This window comes from Dyadobacter frigoris, from assembly GCF_005280585.1.
Taxonomy (GTDB): Bacteria; Bacteroidota; Bacteroidia; order Cytophagales; family Spirosomataceae; genus Dyadobacter; species Dyadobacter frigoris.
In genome coordinates this window covers 160805-179944 of record NZ_SZVO01000006.1, presented here as the reverse complement: position 1 = coordinate 179944, position 19140 = coordinate 160805, and the positions used below count along the sequence as shown (strand labels likewise).

Annotated in this window: 15 protein-coding genes; 10 read left to right on the top strand and 5 right to left on the bottom strand. The window is 40.3% G+C overall.

What is annotated here, in order from left to right:
- Positions 1-5 precede the first annotated feature (5 nt).
- The 4 genes from FDK13_RS14290 (at position 6) to uvrC (ending at position 7715) form a co-directional block, all read left to right on the top strand.
- Positions 6-2303 carry a transglycosylase domain-containing protein gene (locus FDK13_RS14290; RefSeq protein ID WP_137340685.1) on the top strand — a complete coding sequence of 766 codons (2298 nt, stop codon included), beginning with the start codon at positions 6-8 and terminating at the stop codon, positions 2301-2303.
- A 27-nt stretch (positions 2304-2330) separates the two neighbouring features.
- Positions 2331-4607: a penicillin-binding protein 1A gene (locus FDK13_RS14285; protein ID WP_137340684.1), complete on the top strand. Its 2277-nt coding sequence runs from the start codon at positions 2331-2333 to the stop codon at positions 4605-4607.
- A 99-nt stretch (positions 4608-4706) separates the two neighbouring features.
- A complete protein-coding gene (locus FDK13_RS14280) occupies positions 4707-5846 on the top strand; it encodes a glycerate kinase (protein WP_137340683.1) in 1140 nt (379 codons plus the stop codon).
- A gap of 60 nt (positions 5847-5906) precedes the next feature.
- On the top strand, positions 5907-7715 hold the full coding sequence (uvrC, locus tag FDK13_RS14275) for an excinuclease ABC subunit UvrC (RefSeq protein ID WP_137340682.1): 1809 nt from the start codon (positions 5907-5909) through the stop codon (positions 7713-7715).
- 3 nt (positions 7716-7718) lie between these two features.
- On the opposite strand, the gene FDK13_RS14270 is transcribed toward uvrC, so the two are convergent.
- Both FDK13_RS14270 and FDK13_RS14265 read right to left on the bottom strand, forming a co-directional pair.
- On the bottom strand, positions 7719-8558 hold the full coding sequence (locus FDK13_RS14270) for a polysaccharide deacetylase family protein (RefSeq protein WP_170982802.1): 840 nt from the start codon (positions 8556-8558) through the stop codon (positions 7719-7721).
- A 61-nt stretch (positions 8559-8619) separates the two neighbouring features.
- Complete coding sequence (locus FDK13_RS14265) at positions 8620-9852, bottom strand: BaiN/RdsA family NAD(P)/FAD-dependent oxidoreductase (RefSeq protein ID WP_170982801.1); 1233 nt, start codon at positions 9850-9852, stop codon at positions 8620-8622.
- A 191-nt stretch (positions 9853-10043) separates the two neighbouring features.
- On the opposite strand from FDK13_RS14265, the gene FDK13_RS14260 reads away from it, so the two are divergent.
- From FDK13_RS14260 to FDK13_RS14235, 6 genes are all read left to right on the top strand, one after another.
- Positions 10044-11096, top strand: coding sequence for a saccharopine dehydrogenase family protein (locus FDK13_RS14260; protein ID WP_137340680.1), 1053 nt, complete (start codon positions 10044-10046; stop codon positions 11094-11096).
- A 60-nt stretch (positions 11097-11156) separates the two neighbouring features.
- Entirely contained in the window at positions 11157-12695 is a 1539-nt protein-coding gene (amaB, locus tag FDK13_RS14255) for an L-piperidine-6-carboxylate dehydrogenase (RefSeq protein ID WP_137340679.1), read from the top strand.
- A gap of 64 nt (positions 12696-12759) precedes the next feature.
- Positions 12760-13026 carry a PqqD family peptide modification chaperone gene (locus tag FDK13_RS14250; RefSeq protein ID WP_137340678.1) on the top strand — a complete coding sequence of 89 codons (267 nt, stop codon included), beginning with the start codon at positions 12760-12762 and terminating at the stop codon, positions 13024-13026.
- Positions 13027-13029: 3 nt separating this feature from the next.
- Positions 13030-13470 (top strand): lasso peptide biosynthesis B2 protein, encoded by a 441-nt coding sequence (locus tag FDK13_RS14245; RefSeq protein ID WP_137340677.1) that lies wholly within the window; start codon positions 13030-13032, stop codon positions 13468-13470.
- A gap of 15 nt (positions 13471-13485) precedes the next feature.
- Entirely contained in the window at positions 13486-14412 is a 927-nt protein-coding gene (locus FDK13_RS14240) for a phosphoenolpyruvate carboxykinase (ATP) (protein WP_137340676.1), read from the top strand.
- A complete protein-coding gene (locus tag FDK13_RS14235) occupies positions 14402-15553 on the top strand; it encodes a nucleotidyltransferase domain-containing protein (RefSeq protein WP_137340675.1) in 1152 nt (383 codons plus the stop codon). The genes FDK13_RS14240 and FDK13_RS14235 overlap by 11 nt, the downstream gene beginning before the upstream one ends.
- Here the strand turns inward: FDK13_RS14235 and FDK13_RS14230 are convergent.
- The 3 genes from FDK13_RS14230 to rsfS form a co-directional block, all read right to left on the bottom strand.
- A complete protein-coding gene (locus tag FDK13_RS14230; RefSeq protein WP_137340674.1) occupies positions 15534-16478 on the bottom strand; it encodes an aldose 1-epimerase in 945 nt (314 codons plus the stop codon). The two genes, FDK13_RS14235 and FDK13_RS14230, sit on opposite strands and share 20 nt — an antisense overlap.
- 108 nt (positions 16479-16586) lie before the next feature.
- Complete coding sequence (gene ftsH / locus FDK13_RS14225; protein WP_137340673.1) at positions 16587-18644, bottom strand: ATP-dependent zinc metalloprotease FtsH; 2058 nt, start codon at positions 18642-18644, stop codon at positions 16587-16589.
- A 72-nt stretch (positions 18645-18716) separates the two neighbouring features.
- On the bottom strand, positions 18717-19100 hold the full coding sequence (gene rsfS / locus FDK13_RS14220) for a ribosome silencing factor (protein WP_137340672.1): 384 nt from the start codon (positions 19098-19100) through the stop codon (positions 18717-18719).
- Positions 19101-19140 lie beyond the last annotated feature (40 nt).

Here is a 19140-nt window from a genome sequence, read left to right as displayed (position 1 = left end):
CACATATGATTGAATTGCAGCCAGGAAAATATCGTCGCAGCATTATCCGCCTTTGGGAATTTGCAGCAATTGGCCTGGGTCTTTTTATATTTTACATTTTCTCCGTAAGCGTAAATTTGTTATGGCTTTTCGGTGGAATGCCAGACCTTAAAACGCTCGAAAATCCTAAAAGTGAACTTGCTTCCGAACTGATTTCGGAAGACGGGAAATCGCTGGGGAAATACTTCTTTGAAAACCGCACGCCCATTGAATTTGACCAGATTTCCCCAAATCTTATTGAAGCATTGGTTGCTACGGAAGATGCGCGTTTTGTAAATCACTCGGGTATAGACCCGCGAAGTTTGGCCCGTGTATTTAAAGGTGTAGTTTCAGGGAATTCCAGTTCTGGTGGTGGTAGTACGCTTACGCAACAGGTTGCAAAAAATCTTTTCCAGACCCGCTCCGAGAAGTATGAAGGCATTTTGGGTAAAATTCCTTTGATCCGTACCGTTATCGCAAAGACCAAGGAATGGATTCTTTCCGTGGTTTTGGAAAGAAAATATACTAAGAGGGAAATCATGATGATGTACCTGAATACCGTATCTTTTGGAAATAATACTTACGGAATTAAAGTTGCTGCCAAAACTTATTTTGATAAAGACGCCTGGGATCTTAATGTAAATGAAGCCGCACTTCTTGTCGGAATGCTACAAAATCCTACCTTATATAATCCGCTTAGATTTCCTACCAATGCGTTGAATCGTAGAAATACTGTTTTGGCTCAAATGGTAAAATATAATTACCTGCCCGAAGAGAAATTAGAGACTTTAAAAGAAAAGTCTTTGGGTATGAAATTCACGGTCGATGGACATAATACAGGTTTAGCACCTTATTTCCGCGAATCCATGCGTGGATATATGAAAGCGTGGGTAAAACAATTCAATGAAGAAAACGGAACTGATCTGGATTTGTATACCAGCGGACTTCGGATTTATACAACCATCGATTCCAGAATGCAAAAATATCAGGAAGACGCACTGAATGAGCATATGCGAACGCAGCAAAAACTTTTTGACGCACATTGGAAAGACAGAAATCCCTGGGCAAATCCGGAAGGGAAAGAAATACCCGGATTTATTGAAAAGGCTGTTCGGGCTTTACCTTATTTTAATGTTTTGAAAAAAGAAGTAGGGGAAAAAGAGGCATGGAAAGTAATGCGCCGTCCGTACAAGATGAAAGTTTTTTCTTATGATGGCGAAAAAGAAATGACCATGAGTCCGATTGATTCTTTGCGGTATTACAAAAGATTTTTGCACGCGGGAATGATGTCGATGGATCCGCGGAATGGACAAATAAAAGCCTGGGTTGGCGGTGTCAATTTTAAATATTTCAAATATGACCACGTAAAACAGGGGGCTCGCCAACCTGGTTCTACCTTCAAGCCTTTCGTTTATGTTTCTGCTCTGGATAAAAACTTTTTGACACCCTGTGATCGTATTATGGACGCACCCGTTCATTTCGGTTTGTCAGATGGCGTTCCCGGTGGATGGACACCGCATAATTCAGGTAACAAATTTTCTTATCGTCCTTTGTCATTGAGACAGGCCCTTGGGAAATCTGTGAATTCGGTGAGTGCCAATATTATAAAAATGGTTAAGCCCAATACTGTTGTTGAATATGCACACAAACTGGGTATTACAAGCAAATTAAATCCAAAACCTTCCCTTTGTCTCGGTATCAGTTCCGTTACTGTTTTTGAAATGGTGAACGCTTATTGTGCCTTTGCAAATGGCGGACATAGAACGGAAGCTATGTCGATTTTGAGAATTGAAGATAGAAACGGGAATGTTTTACAACAATTTTACCAAAAGCAAAATCAGGAATTAAGCGAAAATATGGCATATAGTATGTTGTATTTGATGCGTGGAGCCGTGGAAGATCCGGGTGGAACGGCCAGTCGTCTAAGAACTTATGGCGTAACGGAAGGAAATGAAATTGCAGCAAAAACCGGAACTTCTCAAAATTATTCAGATGGATGGTTTATGGGAATGACGCAGCACCTTGTTTCCGGAATCTGGGTCGGCGGTGAAGATATGTCTATACACTTCAGAACAATGCAGCTTGGACAGGGCGGCCACGTTGCGATGCCGGCATGGGGTTTGTATATGAAAAAGGTATATGACGATCCGACATTGGTTCAATATAAAAAAGGAGCTTTTAATAAACCGGAGAATTTTGTTTTAAATTGTGGTAATGTTGCTTCTGATAGCACAGATACCTATATTCCACCTTCCCGCTCCGACGACGAAGGAGCATTGTTTTAAAAATAATCACTTAGGAAATCTTATTTTATGATTGAGTTGCAGCCAGGAAAATACCGTCGCAGCATTATACGCGTCTGGTTGTTTACAGCTTTAGGCCTGGGGCTTTTTATACTTTATGTCGTTGCCGTCAGTTTTAATTTTTTATGGCTTTTCGGTGGAATGCCGGATCTTGTTACCCTTGAAAATCCGAAAAGTGAACTTGCCTCTGAATTAATGTCGGAGGATGGTAAATCATTGGGTAAATATTTCTTTGAAAACCGTACGCCGGTTGAATTTGAACAGGTTTCTAAAAATGTTACTGATGCATTGGTAGCGACAGAAGACGCTCGTTTTCTAAACCATTCAGGTATTGATCCAAGAAGTATGCTGCGGGTTGCCAAAGGTGTTCTGTTGGGAAATGCGAGTTCGGGCGGAGGAAGTACACTGACGCAGCAAGTTGCCAAAAATCTTTTTGAAACACGTTCGGAAAAGTTTGAAGGTTTGCTTGGTAAAATTCCTTTTGTTCGCACAGTTATCGCCAAAACCAAGGAATGGATTCTGTCGGTGACCCTGGAAAGGAAATATACCAAACGGGAAATCATGATGATGTACCTGAATACGGTTTCATTTGGAAATAATACTTTCGGTATAAAAGTCGCTTCAAAAACATATTTTGACAAAGAACCGTCGGATCTCGAAGTGAGTGAAGCGGCATTGCTTGTAGGTATGCTGCAAAATCCTACCTTATACAATCCTTTAAGATTTCCGGTTAATGCGACAAACCGCCGGAATACCGTTTTGGCGCAAATGGCAAAATATGACTATTTGCCGGATGAGGAGTTTGAAAGTTTAAAAGAAAAACCACTTGCACTGAGATTTACCGTCGACGGGCATAATACCGGCCCGGCTCCTTATTTTAGGGAATCCATGCGCGGTTATATGAGGGCCTGGGTGAAACAATATAATGACGACAACGGGACAGATTATGATTTGTATACAAGCGGTTTACGCATTTATACAACCATAGATTCCCGTTTGCAGCAATACCAGGAAGAGGCGATGAACGAGCATATGAAAACCCAGCAGAAACTTTTTGACGCACATTGGAAAGGCAGAAATCCCTGGGCTGACGAGAATGGAAAAGAAATCCCGGGATTTATAGAAAAGGCAGTTCGGTCTTTGGCTTATTTCAAGGTTTTAAAAGCGGAAGTTGGAGAAGACGAGGCGTGGAAAGTAATGCAGAGACCTTATAAAATGAAGGTTTTTTCTTACGATGGTGAAAAGGAAGTGACGATGAGTCCGATGGATTCCATTCGTTATTATAAAAGATTTTTACATGCCGGAATGATATCGATGGATCCGAGAAGCGGAGAAATCAAGGCTTGGGTTGGTGGTGTAAATTTCAAATATTTCAAATACGATCATGTAAAACAGGGGACACGTCAGCCGGGTTCAACCTTCAAACCCTTTGTATATGTTGCAGCCCTGGACAAAAATTTCCTGACACCTTGTGACAAAATAGTGGATGCACCGGTTCCTGAAAATGAATATAATCCGCAAAATTCGAATGGAAAATATACCAATCAGTCATTAACGCTTAGACAGGCATTGGGACAATCTGTCAATTCTGTCAGTGCTGCCATTATACAAATGGAAAAGCCAGAAACGGTGGTTGAATATGCTCATAAATTGGGTATAACGAGTAAACTGGATCCATATCCTTCATTGGCTTTGGGTGTCAGTTCTGTTTCTGTTTTTGAAATGGTGAATGCCTACTGTGCTTTTGCCAATGGTGGCTATCGTTCGGAAGCGATGACTATTTTAAGAATTGAAGATCGCAACGGAAATGTTTTGCAGGAATTTCACCAAAAACAAAATCAGGAATTACAGGCTTCCATTGCCTATGATATGCTCTATCTGATGCGTGGAGCTGTGGAAGATAGGGGAGGGACGGCCGGGCGTTTGCATTCTTACGGTGTAACAAGTGGAAATGAAATTGCAGCAAAAACCGGAACAACCAACAATCATTCCGATAGCTGGTTCATGGGAATGACACAAAATCTGGTGTCGGGAATCTGGGTTGGGGGAGAAGACATGCAAATACATTTCCGGACAATAGAATTAGGACAAGGTGGACGCGCAGCCATGCCGGCCTGGGGTTTATATATGAAAAAGGTATACGACGATCAAACCCTGATCCAGTACCGGAGAGGTCCGTTTATTAAGCCGGAAAACTTCGTTCTTGATTGTGGTAACGTAGCATCTGATAGTACCGACACTTATATCCCGCCATCAACATCAGACGACGAAGGAACCTCATTTTAAAAAATAACAGTAAGGCAAAGCCGAGAAATCCTTTAAATCAGTAGTGATGGAAATCCCCATTCACTCATTCTATCATTCACCCATTCAAAATTAAAACCCGTGTATATTCTTATTGCTCCTGACAAATTCCGCGGCTCTCTGGAAGCATCAGAGGTTTGTCAATCTGTTGCAGAAGGAATACGTCTGGCTTATCCTGATGCTGAAATTATTTCTGTTCCATTGGCTGACGGGGGCGAAGGAACTATGCGGATTTTGACAGAACAATCGAAAGGGAAATTTGTAACTACCGTTGTTCATGACCCATTGGGAAGATATATTGAAGCGGAATATGGTTTGTCGGGTGATGGTAATACTGCATTTATTGAAATGGCTGCCGCGTCCGGATTAAATCTTTTAAAGCCGGAAGAAAGAAATCCATTGCTTACCAATACCTACGGAACGGGAGAATTGATTTTATATGCGATCAATTCCGGAGTTAAAAAGATAATTCTTGGCATTGGGGGAAGTGCAACAACAGAGGCCGGAATTGGAATGGCCTCTGCGCTGGGGTATAAGTTTTTAGACGAAAATGAGAAGGAAGTGATGGCTAACGGAGAAAATATCTCCTCAATCAAATTTATCAAAACAGAAAATGTTAATCCGCTTTTAAAATCTGTTGAATTTATCGTTGCCTGTGATGTAACCAATCCGCTTTATGGGAAATCGGGCGCGGCCTATATTTATGGGCCGCAAAAAGGAGCTGACAAATCGATGGTTTTTCAATTGGATAACGGTTTGAAAAATATAGCAAAAGTAGCTTCTGAAACATTTGGCGAAGATATCAGTGATAATCCTGGTGCTGGTGCAGCAGGTGGCTTAGGAGCTGGTGCACTTTGGTTTCTCAATGCAGAACTTCGGGAAGGTGTCAGTATCGTCATGGAGCAAACCAATATCGCTGAACATATTCAAAAAGCTGATCTGGTTATCACCGGAGAAGGTAAAGTGGATGAACAGACGTTACAGGGAAAAGTGGTAAAAGGATTAGCGGATCTTTGTCAGAAAAATAATGTGCCGCTTGCCGTTGTTTGCGGTACTCTGATGATATCGCCGGAAGAGACCCAAAAAGCCGGAATAACTTACGCCGTTTCTGTTCTAAATCGTCCGATGAATTTACAACAAGCCGAGACCGAAGCTTTTTCACTGGTACGCGACGCAACTTTTCATTTGGTCCGGTTGTTTTTCAACAAGAGCCGGAATTGATTTCATAATTCGCTCTGGATTATAGTAAACTTCGCATTCGCTTAAACAAGTCCATAATACATGCCCGAATTTAATTACAAAGAGGAGCTTTCTAAAATTCCTTTTGATCCCGGTGTTTACCGTTATTTCGACGATACCGGGGAGGTAATTTATGTTGGAAAAGCAAAAAGTCTGAGAAACAGGGTTTCAAGTTATTTCTTAAAATCAAATCAGCACGATAGAAAAACAAAACGGCTCGTAAGCCAGATTCGTCGTATTGAATATACCATTGTGCATACTGAATGGGATGCTTTATTGCTTGAAAATCAGTTGATCAAGCAATTTCAACCCAAATTCAATATCCTATTAAAAGACGATAAAACATATCCGTTCATTTGTATTACAGATGAGCGTTTTCCACGTGTGTTTGTAACCCGTGAACTGGATAAAAAGCGCGGGACTTTTTATGGTCCGTTCGCCAATTTGCGATCCATGCATACGCTGCTGGATATGTTCAAGGCGCTTTATACGATCCGTTCCTGCCATTTACATTTGTCAAGAGAAAATGTGGAGGCAGGAAAGTTTAAGGTTTGTCTGGAATATCATATCGGTAACTGTAAAGGTCCTTGCGAAGCTCTGCAATCAGAGTCGGATTATAATGTTGAGATTGAGCAGATTCATCATATGCTTAAAGGAAATCTGACATTACCGCAGCAGTATTTTAAAGAAAAAATGCTGGCGGCGGCGGAGCTAATGGCTTTTGAACAGGCGCATTCCTGGAAAACCAAAATTGAGCATTTATCTAATTTTCAAAGTAAGGCCACGGTTATCAATCCTAAAATTGGTAATGTGGATGTGCTTACCATTGTTTCGGATGAGGAATCGGCTTATCTGAACTTTATGAAAATTACAGAAGGTTATATGATTGCCACGCAGACTTTTGAGATTAAGAAAAAGCTCGACGAAAGCGATGAAGATATTCTGGCGTTGATGATTGTGGAAATGCGTGAAAAATACGGAACGGCTGCAAAAGAATTAATCTCGAACCTGAAACCGGATCTGGAATTAAAACTCGATCTGGTTATCCCGCAAATTGGCGATAAGAAAAAGCTGCTGGATATGTCCATGAAAAATGTGATGTATTTCCGCCGGGAAAAAGCCGAACGCAGAGAAGTTGAAAATTCAGCAAGTTCTTCAAAAAAAGATCGTGTTTTAATTAAACTAAAAACGGATCTTCAAATAAAAACATTACCACGTCATATTGAATGTTTTGATAACTCAAACATTCAGGGGACAAATCCGGTGGCTTCTATGGTGTGTTTTAAGGAAGGAAAGGCGTCCAAAAAGGATTATCGCCATTTCAATATAAAAACAGTAATAGGCCCCAATGACTTTGCTTCCATGAACGAAATTGTTGGCCGGAGATATTTGAGGGTAATAGCAGAAAACGAGGCGCTTCCTGATCTTATAATCGTTGATGGTGGAAAAGGTCAGTTGAGTGCCGCTTGCGATGCACTGAAAAGTTTAGGAATTTACGGTCAGGTGCCTATTATCGGTATTGCTAAACGTTTGGAAGAGATATATTTTCCGGAAGATTCGCTTCCATTATATATCGACAAAAGATCGGAATCTTTAAAACTTATTCAGCAAATACGCGATGAAGCACACCGGTTTGCCATTACTTTCCATAGGGATAAACGGAGCAAAGGAAGTCTGGTAAGTGAGCTGGATGGCGTAGTTGGTGTAGGAAAAGTTACGGCTACAAAATTGTTAAAACATTTTGGTTCGATCCGGGCAATACGTGAAAGTTCGGTTGAAGATTTGACATCTTTAATTGGATTCGACCGGGCGACAAAAGTGAGGGCTTATTTTGATGCCATGGCGCATTAAAAATCATTTTCCTTTCAAAGGATACGTTTCCAGTTTTGAAAAAGAGTAACCTTGCTTTTTTAAAACTGGAATTATTTTTTCTAATGATTCAAAAGTATTCCATTCCGGATGATTAAAATGCATGATGATCAATGCTCCGGGTTTCACATTTGAAAGTACACTTTTTTCTATGACCGGAATTTTTGTGAAAGGTACGGCATCTCCCGAAAGCACATCAAAGCTTATGACGGTAACATCAAGTTGTCTGGCGATCTTTGCACAGGCTTCATCGGTATAAGCTGTTGCTGAACGATAAAATTTCGGACGTCTTCCGGTGATAAACTGAATTTTTCTCTCATTGGCTTCAATTTCATCAAAAGCATCCGGAACGTCCGGCGTACCTTTTATACCATATTCGCTTTCTCCATCTACGGAACAGGGTTGGTGATTCAGGCCGTGATTTTCGATTTCAAAAAGTGTGTCTTTACTTAGTTCAAGGAAAGTATTATAGTTGGCATCAATCCATTTTCCGGTAACAAATAACGTTGCGGGTATTTTTTCTTTTCTCAAATAATTGATCAGTTCTGCGTCATAACCACTTCCTCTCGGACCACCGCAAGCGTCGAAAGTAAGCGCAAGAAGTTTTTTATTTGTGACAATATCCTCATCAACGCCTTTTACAAATTCTCCCCAACTGCCCGGAACAACATGTGCAAATTCTTTAAGTACCAGATCTTTTTGTGTGTTATAAGATTGATCTTTATAAAGCTGACGAAGGAAATAATCGTTTTTCAAATCAGCGGGCTGTGCCAGAATTAAGTTTCCGGTCAGGAAAAGAAGAGTGAAAATGACTAGGGATCTCATGGAAGTTGTATCCTGTTTTGAAAAATTTAATGAATCGGCTATCGAAATATTTCTATTAAAGTTAAGAAAATCGCCCAATTTCTTTTCCTGCAACAAAACCGGTTGTCCAGGCATTTTGAAAATTGAAACCGCCTGTGATACCGTCAACATCGAGTACCTCACCCGCGAAAAATAAGCCAGGTACTTTTCTACTTTCCAGTGTTTCCTGATTGATATCAGTAAGTGCAATACCGCCGCAGGTTACAAATTCCTCCTTATAAGTACTTTTTCCTTTTACATCAAACTGGCTGTTTGTCAAGAGTTCAGCCATACGGTTCAGCACTTTATTGGTAGCATCGGACCAGCGTAAATTCTCGGCAATTTCCGCTTTCTCTGTAAATGCTTTCCACAATCTGATTGGTAATCCAAAACGGGCATGAGAAGTGATTTGCTGTTTGGGTGTATTAGTTTTTTCAGCGATCAAAAATTCCCGTACCTGCTGCTCGTTCATTTCGGGAAGCCAGTTAATTTTAAAAGTAAAGTGATAATTCAGCGCAGCCAGATTGCGAGCGCCCCAGGCAGATAATTTTAAAATCGCTGGTCCGCTGAATCCCCAGTGTGTCAGCAAAACAGGCCCGCGCCATTCATGTTTTGTTCCGATAATTTTAACGTAAGCATCCTGAACTGCAACCCCTGAAAGTGGAAGTAAATATCCGTTTGGTACGTTGAAAGTAAACAAAGACGGATAAGGTTCAACAATGGTATGATCGTGTTCGCTAATCCAGTTAAAACCGCTGGATTTTGGATGCCCGCCGGAAGCAATCAAAATTTTATCGGCCGTTATGGATTCTTCTGAATCCATTTGAATAGAAAATTTAGGAACATTTTCCATGTCAGTCCAGGCAAATGACTTAACGCCGGTACTGGTTTTTATATCAATATTTAAAACTTTTGCCGTTCTTAAAAGACATTCAATAATGGTTTGGGAAGAATCTGTGACTGGAAACATTCTGCCATCAGCTTCCGTTTTTAATTTGACTCCGCGGTTCTCAAACCAGTTGACTGTATCCTGTGCATCAAAACGGGATAAAAGTTTTCGTAGAAATTTTTCTCCTCTTGGATAATTTTTAATGAAAAAACGAAGGTCCGAAGGTTGGTGTGTGACGTTGCATCTGCCGCCTCCCGAAACGCGGACTTTATTTAAAACCGTTTTATTTTTTTCCAAAATTACAACGCGTGCATCAGGATAAGTTTCTGCCGCCGTTATTGCCGCCATAAATCCCGAAGCACCGCCTCCAATAATCACAATCTGCATAGTACGAATTGATGTAAAACTTACAAAAATGACCACTAAGTTTTATAAAACTGCAATTTCTTTCCCTATCTTTCATTAAATTCTTTAACGGGAGATGGCACTTGGTACGTTTTAAATTATAGCAATCGCTGTAAATAAATAGTAGTCAACATACTTTTCTGATAGAAATTCACACTTCATCTTAGATCATTATGAAAAACATTGTTGTCATAGGATTAGGAAAGGTTGGTTCATTGGTCGCTACGCTGCTCAGCAAGCGGTTTCAGGTGACAGGTATCGACAAAACAAGGCCTCCGGTTGAAATTCCCTTTTTATTTAAAGCAGGAGATATTTCTGAAAATGCTTTTCTGGATGAAATTCTGACAGGAGCTGATGCTGTGGTTTCCTGCATGCCTTACAATTTAAATCTGCCGATAGCTGTCATGGCTTATCAAAAGGGAATTCATTATTTCGATTTAACGGAAGATGTTTACACAACTTCCGCCATTCGGGAACTGGCGAAGGACAGTAGAGGCGTGATGGTGCCGCAATGCGGATTGGCGCCCGGTTTTATCGGAATCGTAGGTATGGACCTGGCAAAGCGTTTTACCAAAATCCGTGATATCGAATTGCGTGTTGGCGCTTTGCCTCGTTATCCAAACGGATTGATGGGCTATTCTTTTACCTGGTCGCCGGCAGGTGTTGTGAACGAATATATCAATGATGCCGAGGTAATTCACAATGGCGTAAGGAAAATGGTGCCGTCACTGGAAGGCATTGAAATGATCAATATTGAAGGACAGGAGTTTGAAGCTTTCAGCACATCCGGAGGGTTGGGTACAATGTGTGAAACTTTTGAAGGAAAACTCGATACTTTAAATTACAAAACAATCCGTTATCCCGGTCATTGCAGTCTGATGCGATTTTTGCTTTATGAATTAATTCTAAAAGAAAAACGTGAACTGGTTGAACAAATATTAACCGAAGCAAAACCGCCCGTTCAGCAGGATGTTGTATACGTTTATGCGGTCGTGGAAGGCTGGAAAGGCGAATTCCTGGAACGGGAAGAATTTTATCGGGCCTATCATCCGATTAAAATCGACGGTCAGCATTGGCGTGCCATTTCATGGACTACGGCGGCTTCGATTGCCTCGGTAGTGGAAATGGTTGCGGATGGAAGTTTGCCTGACAAAGGTTTTATCAAACAGGAAGATATCTTACTGGATGATTTTATGAAGACAACAAATGGCAATTTGTTTTATTGACAAATTTGGAGAAGTCAAATTTTAGAACTCAGGTTCACTTTACATTGAATGAATAATACCATGATTGATATACAACAAATCCTTACCAAATTAAATATAAATCCAAATAATCCCGGCGTCAGCACAGGACTGAAATCCTGGAATGGAAGTGGAGAAATCCTGGAATCTTATTCTCCGGTGGATGGTAAACTGATTGCAGAAGTCCATTCAGCCAATCCGGAAGATTTTGAAGAGGTTGTGGAATCGGCAAGTCAGGCTTTCAAAATTTGGAGATTGGTTCCTGCGCCGAAACGCGGAGAAATTGTACGTCAGATTGGTGAACAATTGCGTGGAAATAAGCAGGAATTGGGAACACTTGTAAGTTATGAAATGGGCAAAAGCTTGCAGGAAGGACTTGGTGAAGTACAGGAAATGATTGATATCTGTGATTTTGCTGTTGGACTCTCCCGTCAGTTGTATGGATTGAGTATGCATAGTGAAAGGGCGCAGCACCGGATGTACGAACAATGGCAGCCGCTGGGTATTGTCGGAATTATCTCTGCATTTAATTTCCCGGTTGCAGTCTGGTCATGGAATGCTATGCTTGCCTGGGTTTGCGGCGATGTGTGTATTTGGAAGCCTTCTGAAAAAACGCCGCTTACAGCAATCGCCTGCCAGAATATTATTCAGATCGTTCTCAAAAACAATCAGCTTCCGGAAGGTATTTCCGGCATTGTAACGGGAGGGCAGGCCGTCGGAGAATATCTGGCGGATGATAGCAGAATCGCGTTGGTATCTGCAACTGGAAGTACCAGAATGGGGAAAGCTGTTGGAGAAGCCGTAGCAAGAAGGCTTGGTAAAAGTTTGTTGGAACTTGGGGGGAACAATGCGATCATTGTAACGCCATCGGCAGATTTAAATGTTGCTATTCCGGGAATTGTTTTTGGTGCAGTAGGTACGGCCGGACAGCGTTGTACATCTACAAGAAGATTAATTGTTCATGTTGATATTTATGAAGAAGTGAAAAACCGTCTGATTAAGGCTTATGCTCAATTAAGGATTGGAAATCCATTGGATGAAAATAATCACGTTGGGCCTCTTATTGATACAATTGCGGTTGATCATTATGAGGATGCGATTGAGAAAATAAGAAAAGAGGGCGGACATTTCATTATTGATCCGAAAGTCCTGAAAGGTGATAAATATGATTCAGGATGTTATGTCGCTCCATGTGTGGCAGAAGTTGAAAATGATTATTTTATTGTCCAGACCGAGACTTTTGCGCCAATTTTGTATCTAATAAAATATGACAATCTGGACAAAGCCATTGAATTGCAGAATGCTGTGCCGCAAGGACTTTCTTCGTCCATTTTTACACTTAATATTCGTGAGTCCGAACAGTTTTTATCACAGACGGGTTCAGACTGCGGGATTGCCAATGTTAATATCGGAACTTCCGGGGCTGAAATTGGAGGAGCTTTTGGCGGAGAAAAAGAAACAGGCGGAGGCCGTGAGTCCGGTTCAGACGCCTGGAAGGCTTATATGAGAAGGCAGACAACAACAATTAATTATAGTGCGACGCTTCCTTTGGCTCAGGGAATAAAATTTGAGATCGAATAATTATTATTTCTAACTTTGTAATCTAATGGCAAACTTTAATTTTTTGCCCAAATACACTATTAATATGAAATACAAATTAACATCCCAGCAAATTGCATCACAGGTGGGAGGAGAAATCGTTATTCTTAATCATAACAAAGGAGCTTATTATGGTTTGGATGAGGTAGGAGCTTTGGTTTGGAATAATCTGGAAGCAGAACCCAAAACATTGGAGGCACTTTGTGAGGCGGTTACTAATGAGTATGATGTTGATAAAGAAACCTGTCAGGAAGACGTTGAATTGCTTTTGAAAGATCTTATTTCGGAAAAACTGGTTGAGGTAACAGAATAATGAATGTCTAAAATTTCAAACTATATTGTAAAATGGAGCAATCTTTCCGGCAGTGTCAAGATTAAAATCTTGCAGGCAGGAGCAACACTTCTTTTACTTAAAACAGGTTTGACAATTTTACCATTTTCTGGTTTTCGCCGTTTATTTCACTGGATTTCCAAATCGCAAACGCATCAGGAAACAACAGCTAAAGATATAGAAGAAACGGTTTGGGCAGTGAATACCGCTGCAAACGTTTTGCCGGTTGAGCTTCTTTGCCTGCCAAGAGCACTGGCAACTAAATTTTTATTACGCAGGGTTCCTGCATTGAGTTTGGAAATTGGTATTGAAATTAATCCAGCCAAAGTGTTCGAGGCACATGCCTGGATTGAAAAAGAAGGAGAAATAATTATTGGAGACTGGTCGGATTCTGTTTCATATCAACGTTTATGGGTTTGGGAATAATTTACAATCACACACATGTTTTTTTATAAAGCCTACGGATTAACTATCCAATCTGAAATCGAATTACCTGAACTAAGTATTGCCGAACCGGCAACTACCTGGGATATACTAATAAAAAGGGGAGAAATAATTCTTCCCAAAGTCAAAAAAACACCTATTTACAGACGAGGTATCCGTGCACTTTTTGGCAAGGATGAAAGCGGTAATCTAGTTCTGCACTGGGATGGGGTAGCTTCTTATAAAGCTATTGACGGCAAGGAGCTTGTGATTTCGCCCTTAACTGACGATGTTAACCTGCTAAGCCTTTTCACGGTTAGTGAGGCGTTAGGTTTGATTTTATTTCAAAGAGGATATTTTTTACTACATGCAAGTGCCGTGAAAGTAGGGGATGAGGCCTGGTGTTTTATGGGAAATCCGGGTGCCGGGAAGTCTACTACGGCCGCTGCATTTGTGAAAGCAGGATGTCCTTTGTTAAGCGATGATTTGACTGCAATTCAATTTGATGATCATGGAAAAGCTTTTGTTGTTCCTGCTTATCCGCAATTAAAAATATGGGAAAATGCGGTTAATGGTTTATCTTATGAAAGATCAATATTGTCGCCGGTAAGTGAAGGTGTCAATAAGTTTTCGTATAAGCCCGAGGGTATTTTTGATCATGAACCACTTAGGTTGGCCAATGTTTTTTTTCTACACAAAGCAAATAACCAGGCGGCTTTAAAATTACTTAATTCCTCAGCAATTCCTTTGGAAACATTGAAGAACTTCCCTCTACCTGTTGCATTATTGTCGGGTGAATCATTGAAAACTCATTTTCTTCAAAGTTTTCAATGTGCCAAATCTGCAAAAATATGGAAGAAGAGAAGACCGGCAGGATTTGAATTGCTTGAAAAGTGGGTGCAGGAAAGTATTTCTCTAAATACAGAAGTGCTTCATGTCTCATAACTTAATTTCTGCCAAACTTTCATTTTTGATAAAAGCGTGCCTGAATGGGCGAATGGATAACTCCTTGTTATCAGATTCTGATACAATTTTTGACTGGGAAAAACTTATTGAACTTTCTCAATGGCATCAGATTAGTGCTCTGCTTTATAACCATCTCGAAGCAAACGGAAACAAAGAAATTCCAGCTGACTGTTTAGAGAATCTGAAAAAGCAAAGTACTACCCACGCGGTATACAACATGCTTTTTCTGAAAAAGTCTGTGGAACTAAATGATGCTTTGGCAGCTGATCAGGTAAATGCTTTTTTAATGAAGGGCGCGTTATGGGCCTGGATGTTTTATGAAAACCCTGGTTTACGCGAGTTTGGTGATATTGATTTTTTTATGCCCGAAAATCAAATCAAAAATGGCCTGAAAGTGATGGCCAGACATGGTTTTGAACCAGATAATTACAGGGAATATTTATTAGAGAAAGATAGTGTAGCGAAATTATATTTTGAAACTGACTATCAATTACCGCTGACTCCAGTTGGAAGCAATATGCTCCGGTCGCTGGAAGTGCAATGGAACACAACTTACCCAAGATATCGCTATTCATTTAAATGGGAAGAATTGACGGATAAAATGATGTCATTCAAAATTTTAGATGATACGCTTCTGGTACCGAATATTGAAAATCAATTATTGATGATGATTGTTCATCATGCCGGTGTTGAACAATGGGATAAATTGAAATTCATGGCAGATTTTGTACGACTGCTAAGGAAGTTTGGTCAGGAATTGGATTGGTCGTATGTAGTTAAGGTTACCAAAGAAAAAGGTTTTTACAAACTATTCCTTGAGTCGCTCGGGCTTGTGTATGTTTTTACGGGAGAAAATTATCTTCGTTTTTGTGGAGATAGTCTTGAAAAGCGCTATCCAACACAAAGATTTTTAGATAGTGTTTTGATTCACTGGGAAAATAAAAGAGAAAAACCGATAACAAAATCCTGGCAGATCTTTTATTTCAATATGATTTACAGAGACAGGCTAAGTGACAAACTTTCTATTTTGTTCAGCCACTTAGCCTATCTTTTGGAATGGAGATTAATCATCCCAAAAGCACGTTGGTATTGGCGTCAGCCTAAACCAGTTTCAGATTAATCGTTCCTGAAATTGTATTTCCCGGGGCCAAAACGTTCAATCCTTCTCCATTATTAAAAGCATTGACGTTAGCTGTTAATGGTTCTATCGCCACGCAATCTCTTGCAGGCGGTGTGTATACAACCAGATAATTAAATTTACCTTCTCCGGCTTCCTGTTCAATCTGCAAAGTCACATGTTGTTTTTCAGATATCAATTGTGTTACTGCTTTGTCGTCACCATTATTCTTTACAATAAAAGCGTTATCAAGGGCTTTTTTAAATAATGGCATAGAACCTTCAATCGGAAAAGGTGCAGTATCAATTGGGCTCATGCGATTGTCAAAAACCACAATGGTATCAGATGGAATATTTATTTTCCATGCATCCACATCTTCATTACCTAATACGAAATAAGGATGCCATCCAAACATTACAGGGCATAGCTCGGTGCCTGCATTTTTTGCTTCATAGGTAAGAGAAAATACTCCTGCATTATCAAGTTTATACTTTACTGAAAAATCAACAGAAAATGGATAACCTTCTTTTTCTCTCAGCGTATAGGACAATTTTATATAAGCATGATCAGATCCGACAACCTGCTCCTCCAATTTAAAGGCATGTTTACGAACTAATCCATGAATAGCGTTTTCGTTGTCATTTGGAGCAAGCTGATATTCTTTTCCCAGGAATTTATACTTTCCGTCCGGGATACGGCTGGCAAAGGGAAAAAGTAGTTCACCTGCACTTTTTGTATCTTCCAAAAGTTCACTTGGAGTTCCCGGTGTTTTTAACAGTGAGAATAACGTTGTCCCTTTTCTTAATGACAACTGACGGGCTATTCCGCCAAGTTCAGGAACCACAACACAACGGTTATTTGTAGCAGTTTCCTGAATCACATATTCGGTTAACTCACCATATTGCTCTTTTAATATTTCGAATGCCATAGCAGGTACTAGTTTTAGGATTTGATTTTTAGATTGGGCAAATGTACTTTAAAAATAAAAACCGGACAGTTTTGCTGCCCGGTTTTTACTCTTTTATCTATTCGAAATTTACACAGCCGAAGAATCTTTATCTGCTGCTACCATTTCGCCTTTGTCTTTTTCAAGCGTTTGTTTTACTGCTTCTTCATGAATTGCAGCTTCTTCATTCGAGCGACGGTTGATATAAGCCTGATAACTAGTTTCCTTTTCGTATGGACGTTTGCCAATCAGTTTTTCAAGATCACTTTGGAACAAAATCTCTTTTTCTAACAATTCCTGAGCGATCACTTCCAATGCTTCACGTTTTTCGCTCAACAAGTTTTTAACAAACTGGTAAGCCTGTTCAATCAGCTTGCGCACTTCTTCGTCAATCGCCTGTGAAGTTGATTCAGAATAAGGTTTTGTGAAAGCGTAATCGCTTTGTTTTGAATCGTAGTAAGATACATTTCCGATACGATCATTCATTCCGTACATCGTAACCATGCTGTATGCAACTTTCGTTACACGTTCAAGATCACTCAATGCACCGGTTGAAATCTTACCAAAAATAACATCTTCCGCAGCACGTCCGCCCAATGTCATACACATTTCGTCAAACAACTGCTCTGTACGATACAAATACTGTTCTCTTGGCAAATACTGTGCGTAACCTAATGCAGCAACACCACGAGGTACAATGGATACCTTAACCAATGGATCAGCGTGTTCCAGGAACCAGCCTGCTACTGCGTGACCAGCTTCATGGTAAGCTACAATTTGTTTTTCTTCAGGAGAAATCAATTTGTTTTTCTTTTCCAAACCACCAATTACACGGTCCATCGCATCCTGGAAATCCTGCATGGTCACTTCTTCTCTGTCACGACGGGCAGCGATAAGCGCAGCTTCGTTACAAACGTTAGCAATTTCAGCACCTGCAAAACCGGGAGTCTGAGCCGCCAGTTTTTGAATATCAACATCAACCGAAAGTTTCAAAGGTTTCAAATGCACTTTGAAGATCGCTTCACGGCCGATAACATCTGGTTTGTCAATCGAAATTTGTCTGTCAAAACGTCCCGGACGAAGCAAAGCCGGATCCAAAACGTCCGGACGGTTCGTAGCAGCTACGATAATAATTCCTGAATCGGTAGCAAAACCGTCCATTTCAACAAGCAGTGAGTTCAGTGTATTTTCACGTTCGTCATTTGAACCTGGCATTGCACCACGTCCACGAGAACGACCAACAGCATCAATCTCATCAATAAAGATGATACAAGGCGCTTTTTCTTTTGCTTGTTTGAAAAGGTCACGAACACGAGCCGCACCCACACCAACAAACATTTCAACAAAGTCAGAGCCTGAGAGAGAGAAGAAAGGAACACCAGCTTCACCGGCAACTGCTTTCGCAAGCAAAGTTTTACCGGTACCCGGAGGGCCTACAAGAAGCGCGCCTTTTGGAATTTTAGCGCCCAGTTTTTTGAATTTGTCAGGGAACTGAAGGTACTCAACAATTTCCTTGATTTCTTCTTTTGCTTCATCCAAACCTGCAACATCGTTAAAAGTGATCTTAACTTTGTTTTCAGCATCAAATAATGTGGCACGGGAACGGCCGATATTAAATATCTGACCACCAGGACCAACACCACCAGACATTCTGCCAAGGATGAAATACATCACCAAAATCATGATAATGAAAAAGCCCCAGGTTCCGAGAAAACTTGTCCAGTCATTCCGTGTGTCTACAACAAGCTCAATCTTGTCATCATCAGGTACCTTTTCCTGAATCTTGTCAAGATCCTTTTTAAATGTTTCTGCCGAAGTCACCTGGAATTGATAATGAGAAACTGCCTCTCCTCCGAAATAATTACCACCGTTTTCAGTAGTAAGCACTTTATATTTATCAAGCTTTAGCGCTTCTGGCTTCAATGTTACTTCAACAGACTTATCATTTACTATAGTGACACGTTGCACTTCCTTATCAGCAACCATTTTCTCAAAACGTTTTTGAGTCGTTTCACGAATTGTTGATGTTCTGTTAAGGTAAGTAATCCCCAAAATAGTAGCAATCAAAGCAGCTATGATCCATCCCTGATATCCTTTCTGCGGACTTTTAGGATTTAGTGGACCTCTTTTGTTATCGTTATCAGACATTCTTTATAATAATTAAGAGGAAATTTAATAAACAACATTTCGCATCTGATGAATGTTCATCTGCTACGATATTTACAGGACGGAATCTTCAAAGTGCGTTACAACCGCATCACCCCAAAGCTCTTCCAAATCATAGTGTTTACGACGTTCTTTATTAAAAATGTGAGCCACTACATCCACATAGTCAATTAATATCCACTCTCCATTGGCCTTTCCTTCTTTTTGCCAGGGGTCGGTTTTTGATATTTTGTAAACTTCGTCTTCCACCGAGTTGGCCAAAGCATCTATTTGAGTGTCGGAATTTCCCGAGCAAATTACAAAAAAATCTGTTATTGAATTTTTTACTTTTCTTAGATCAAGGATAGTGATATCCTCACCTTTCTTTTCTGACATCCCCTTAGCAATAAGCTCGGATAAATCTTTTGATGATAGTTCTGTATTTTTGCGTTGTTTCATGCGTAGTTGATTCCCATTTCTATAAACCCTAAAGTAAAGT

Coding starts and splice junctions, on each gene's coding strand:
- FDK13_RS14290 (WP_137340685.1), top strand. CDS start 6: ATGATTGAATTGCAGCCAGGAAAATATCGTCGCAGCATTATCCGCCTT.
- FDK13_RS14285 (WP_137340684.1), top strand. CDS start 2,331: ATGATTGAGTTGCAGCCAGGAAAATACCGTCGCAGCATTATACGCGTC.
- uvrC (WP_137340682.1), top strand. CDS start 5,907: ATGCCCGAATTTAATTACAAAGAGGAGCTTTCTAAAATTCCTTTTGAT.
- FDK13_RS14270 (WP_170982802.1), bottom strand. CDS start 8,558: ATGAGATCCCTAGTCATTTTCACTCTTCTTTTCCTGACCGGAAACTTA.
- FDK13_RS14265 (WP_170982801.1), bottom strand. CDS start 9,852: ATGCAGATTGTGATTATTGGAGGCGGTGCTTCGGGATTTATGGCGGCA.
- FDK13_RS14260 (WP_137340680.1), top strand. CDS start 10,044: ATGAAAAACATTGTTGTCATAGGATTAGGAAAGGTTGGTTCATTGGTC.
- amaB (WP_137340679.1), top strand. CDS start 11,157: ATGATTGATATACAACAAATCCTTACCAAATTAAATATAAATCCAAAT.
- FDK13_RS14250 (WP_137340678.1), top strand. CDS start 12,760: ATGAAATACAAATTAACATCCCAGCAAATTGCATCACAGGTGGGAGGA.
- FDK13_RS14245 (WP_137340677.1), top strand. CDS start 13,030: ATGTCTAAAATTTCAAACTATATTGTAAAATGGAGCAATCTTTCCGGC.
- FDK13_RS14240 (WP_137340676.1), top strand. CDS start 13,486: ATGTTTTTTTATAAAGCCTACGGATTAACTATCCAATCTGAAATCGAA.
- FDK13_RS14235 (WP_137340675.1), top strand. CDS start 14,402: ATGTCTCATAACTTAATTTCTGCCAAACTTTCATTTTTGATAAAAGCG.
- FDK13_RS14230 (WP_137340674.1), bottom strand. CDS start 16,478: ATGGCATTCGAAATATTAAAAGAGCAATATGGTGAGTTAACCGAATAT.
- ftsH (WP_137340673.1), bottom strand. CDS start 18,644: ATGTCTGATAACGATAACAAAAGAGGTCCACTAAATCCTAAAAGTCCG.
- rsfS (WP_137340672.1), bottom strand. CDS start 19,100: ATGAAACAACGCAAAAATACAGAACTATCATCAAAAGATTTATCCGAG.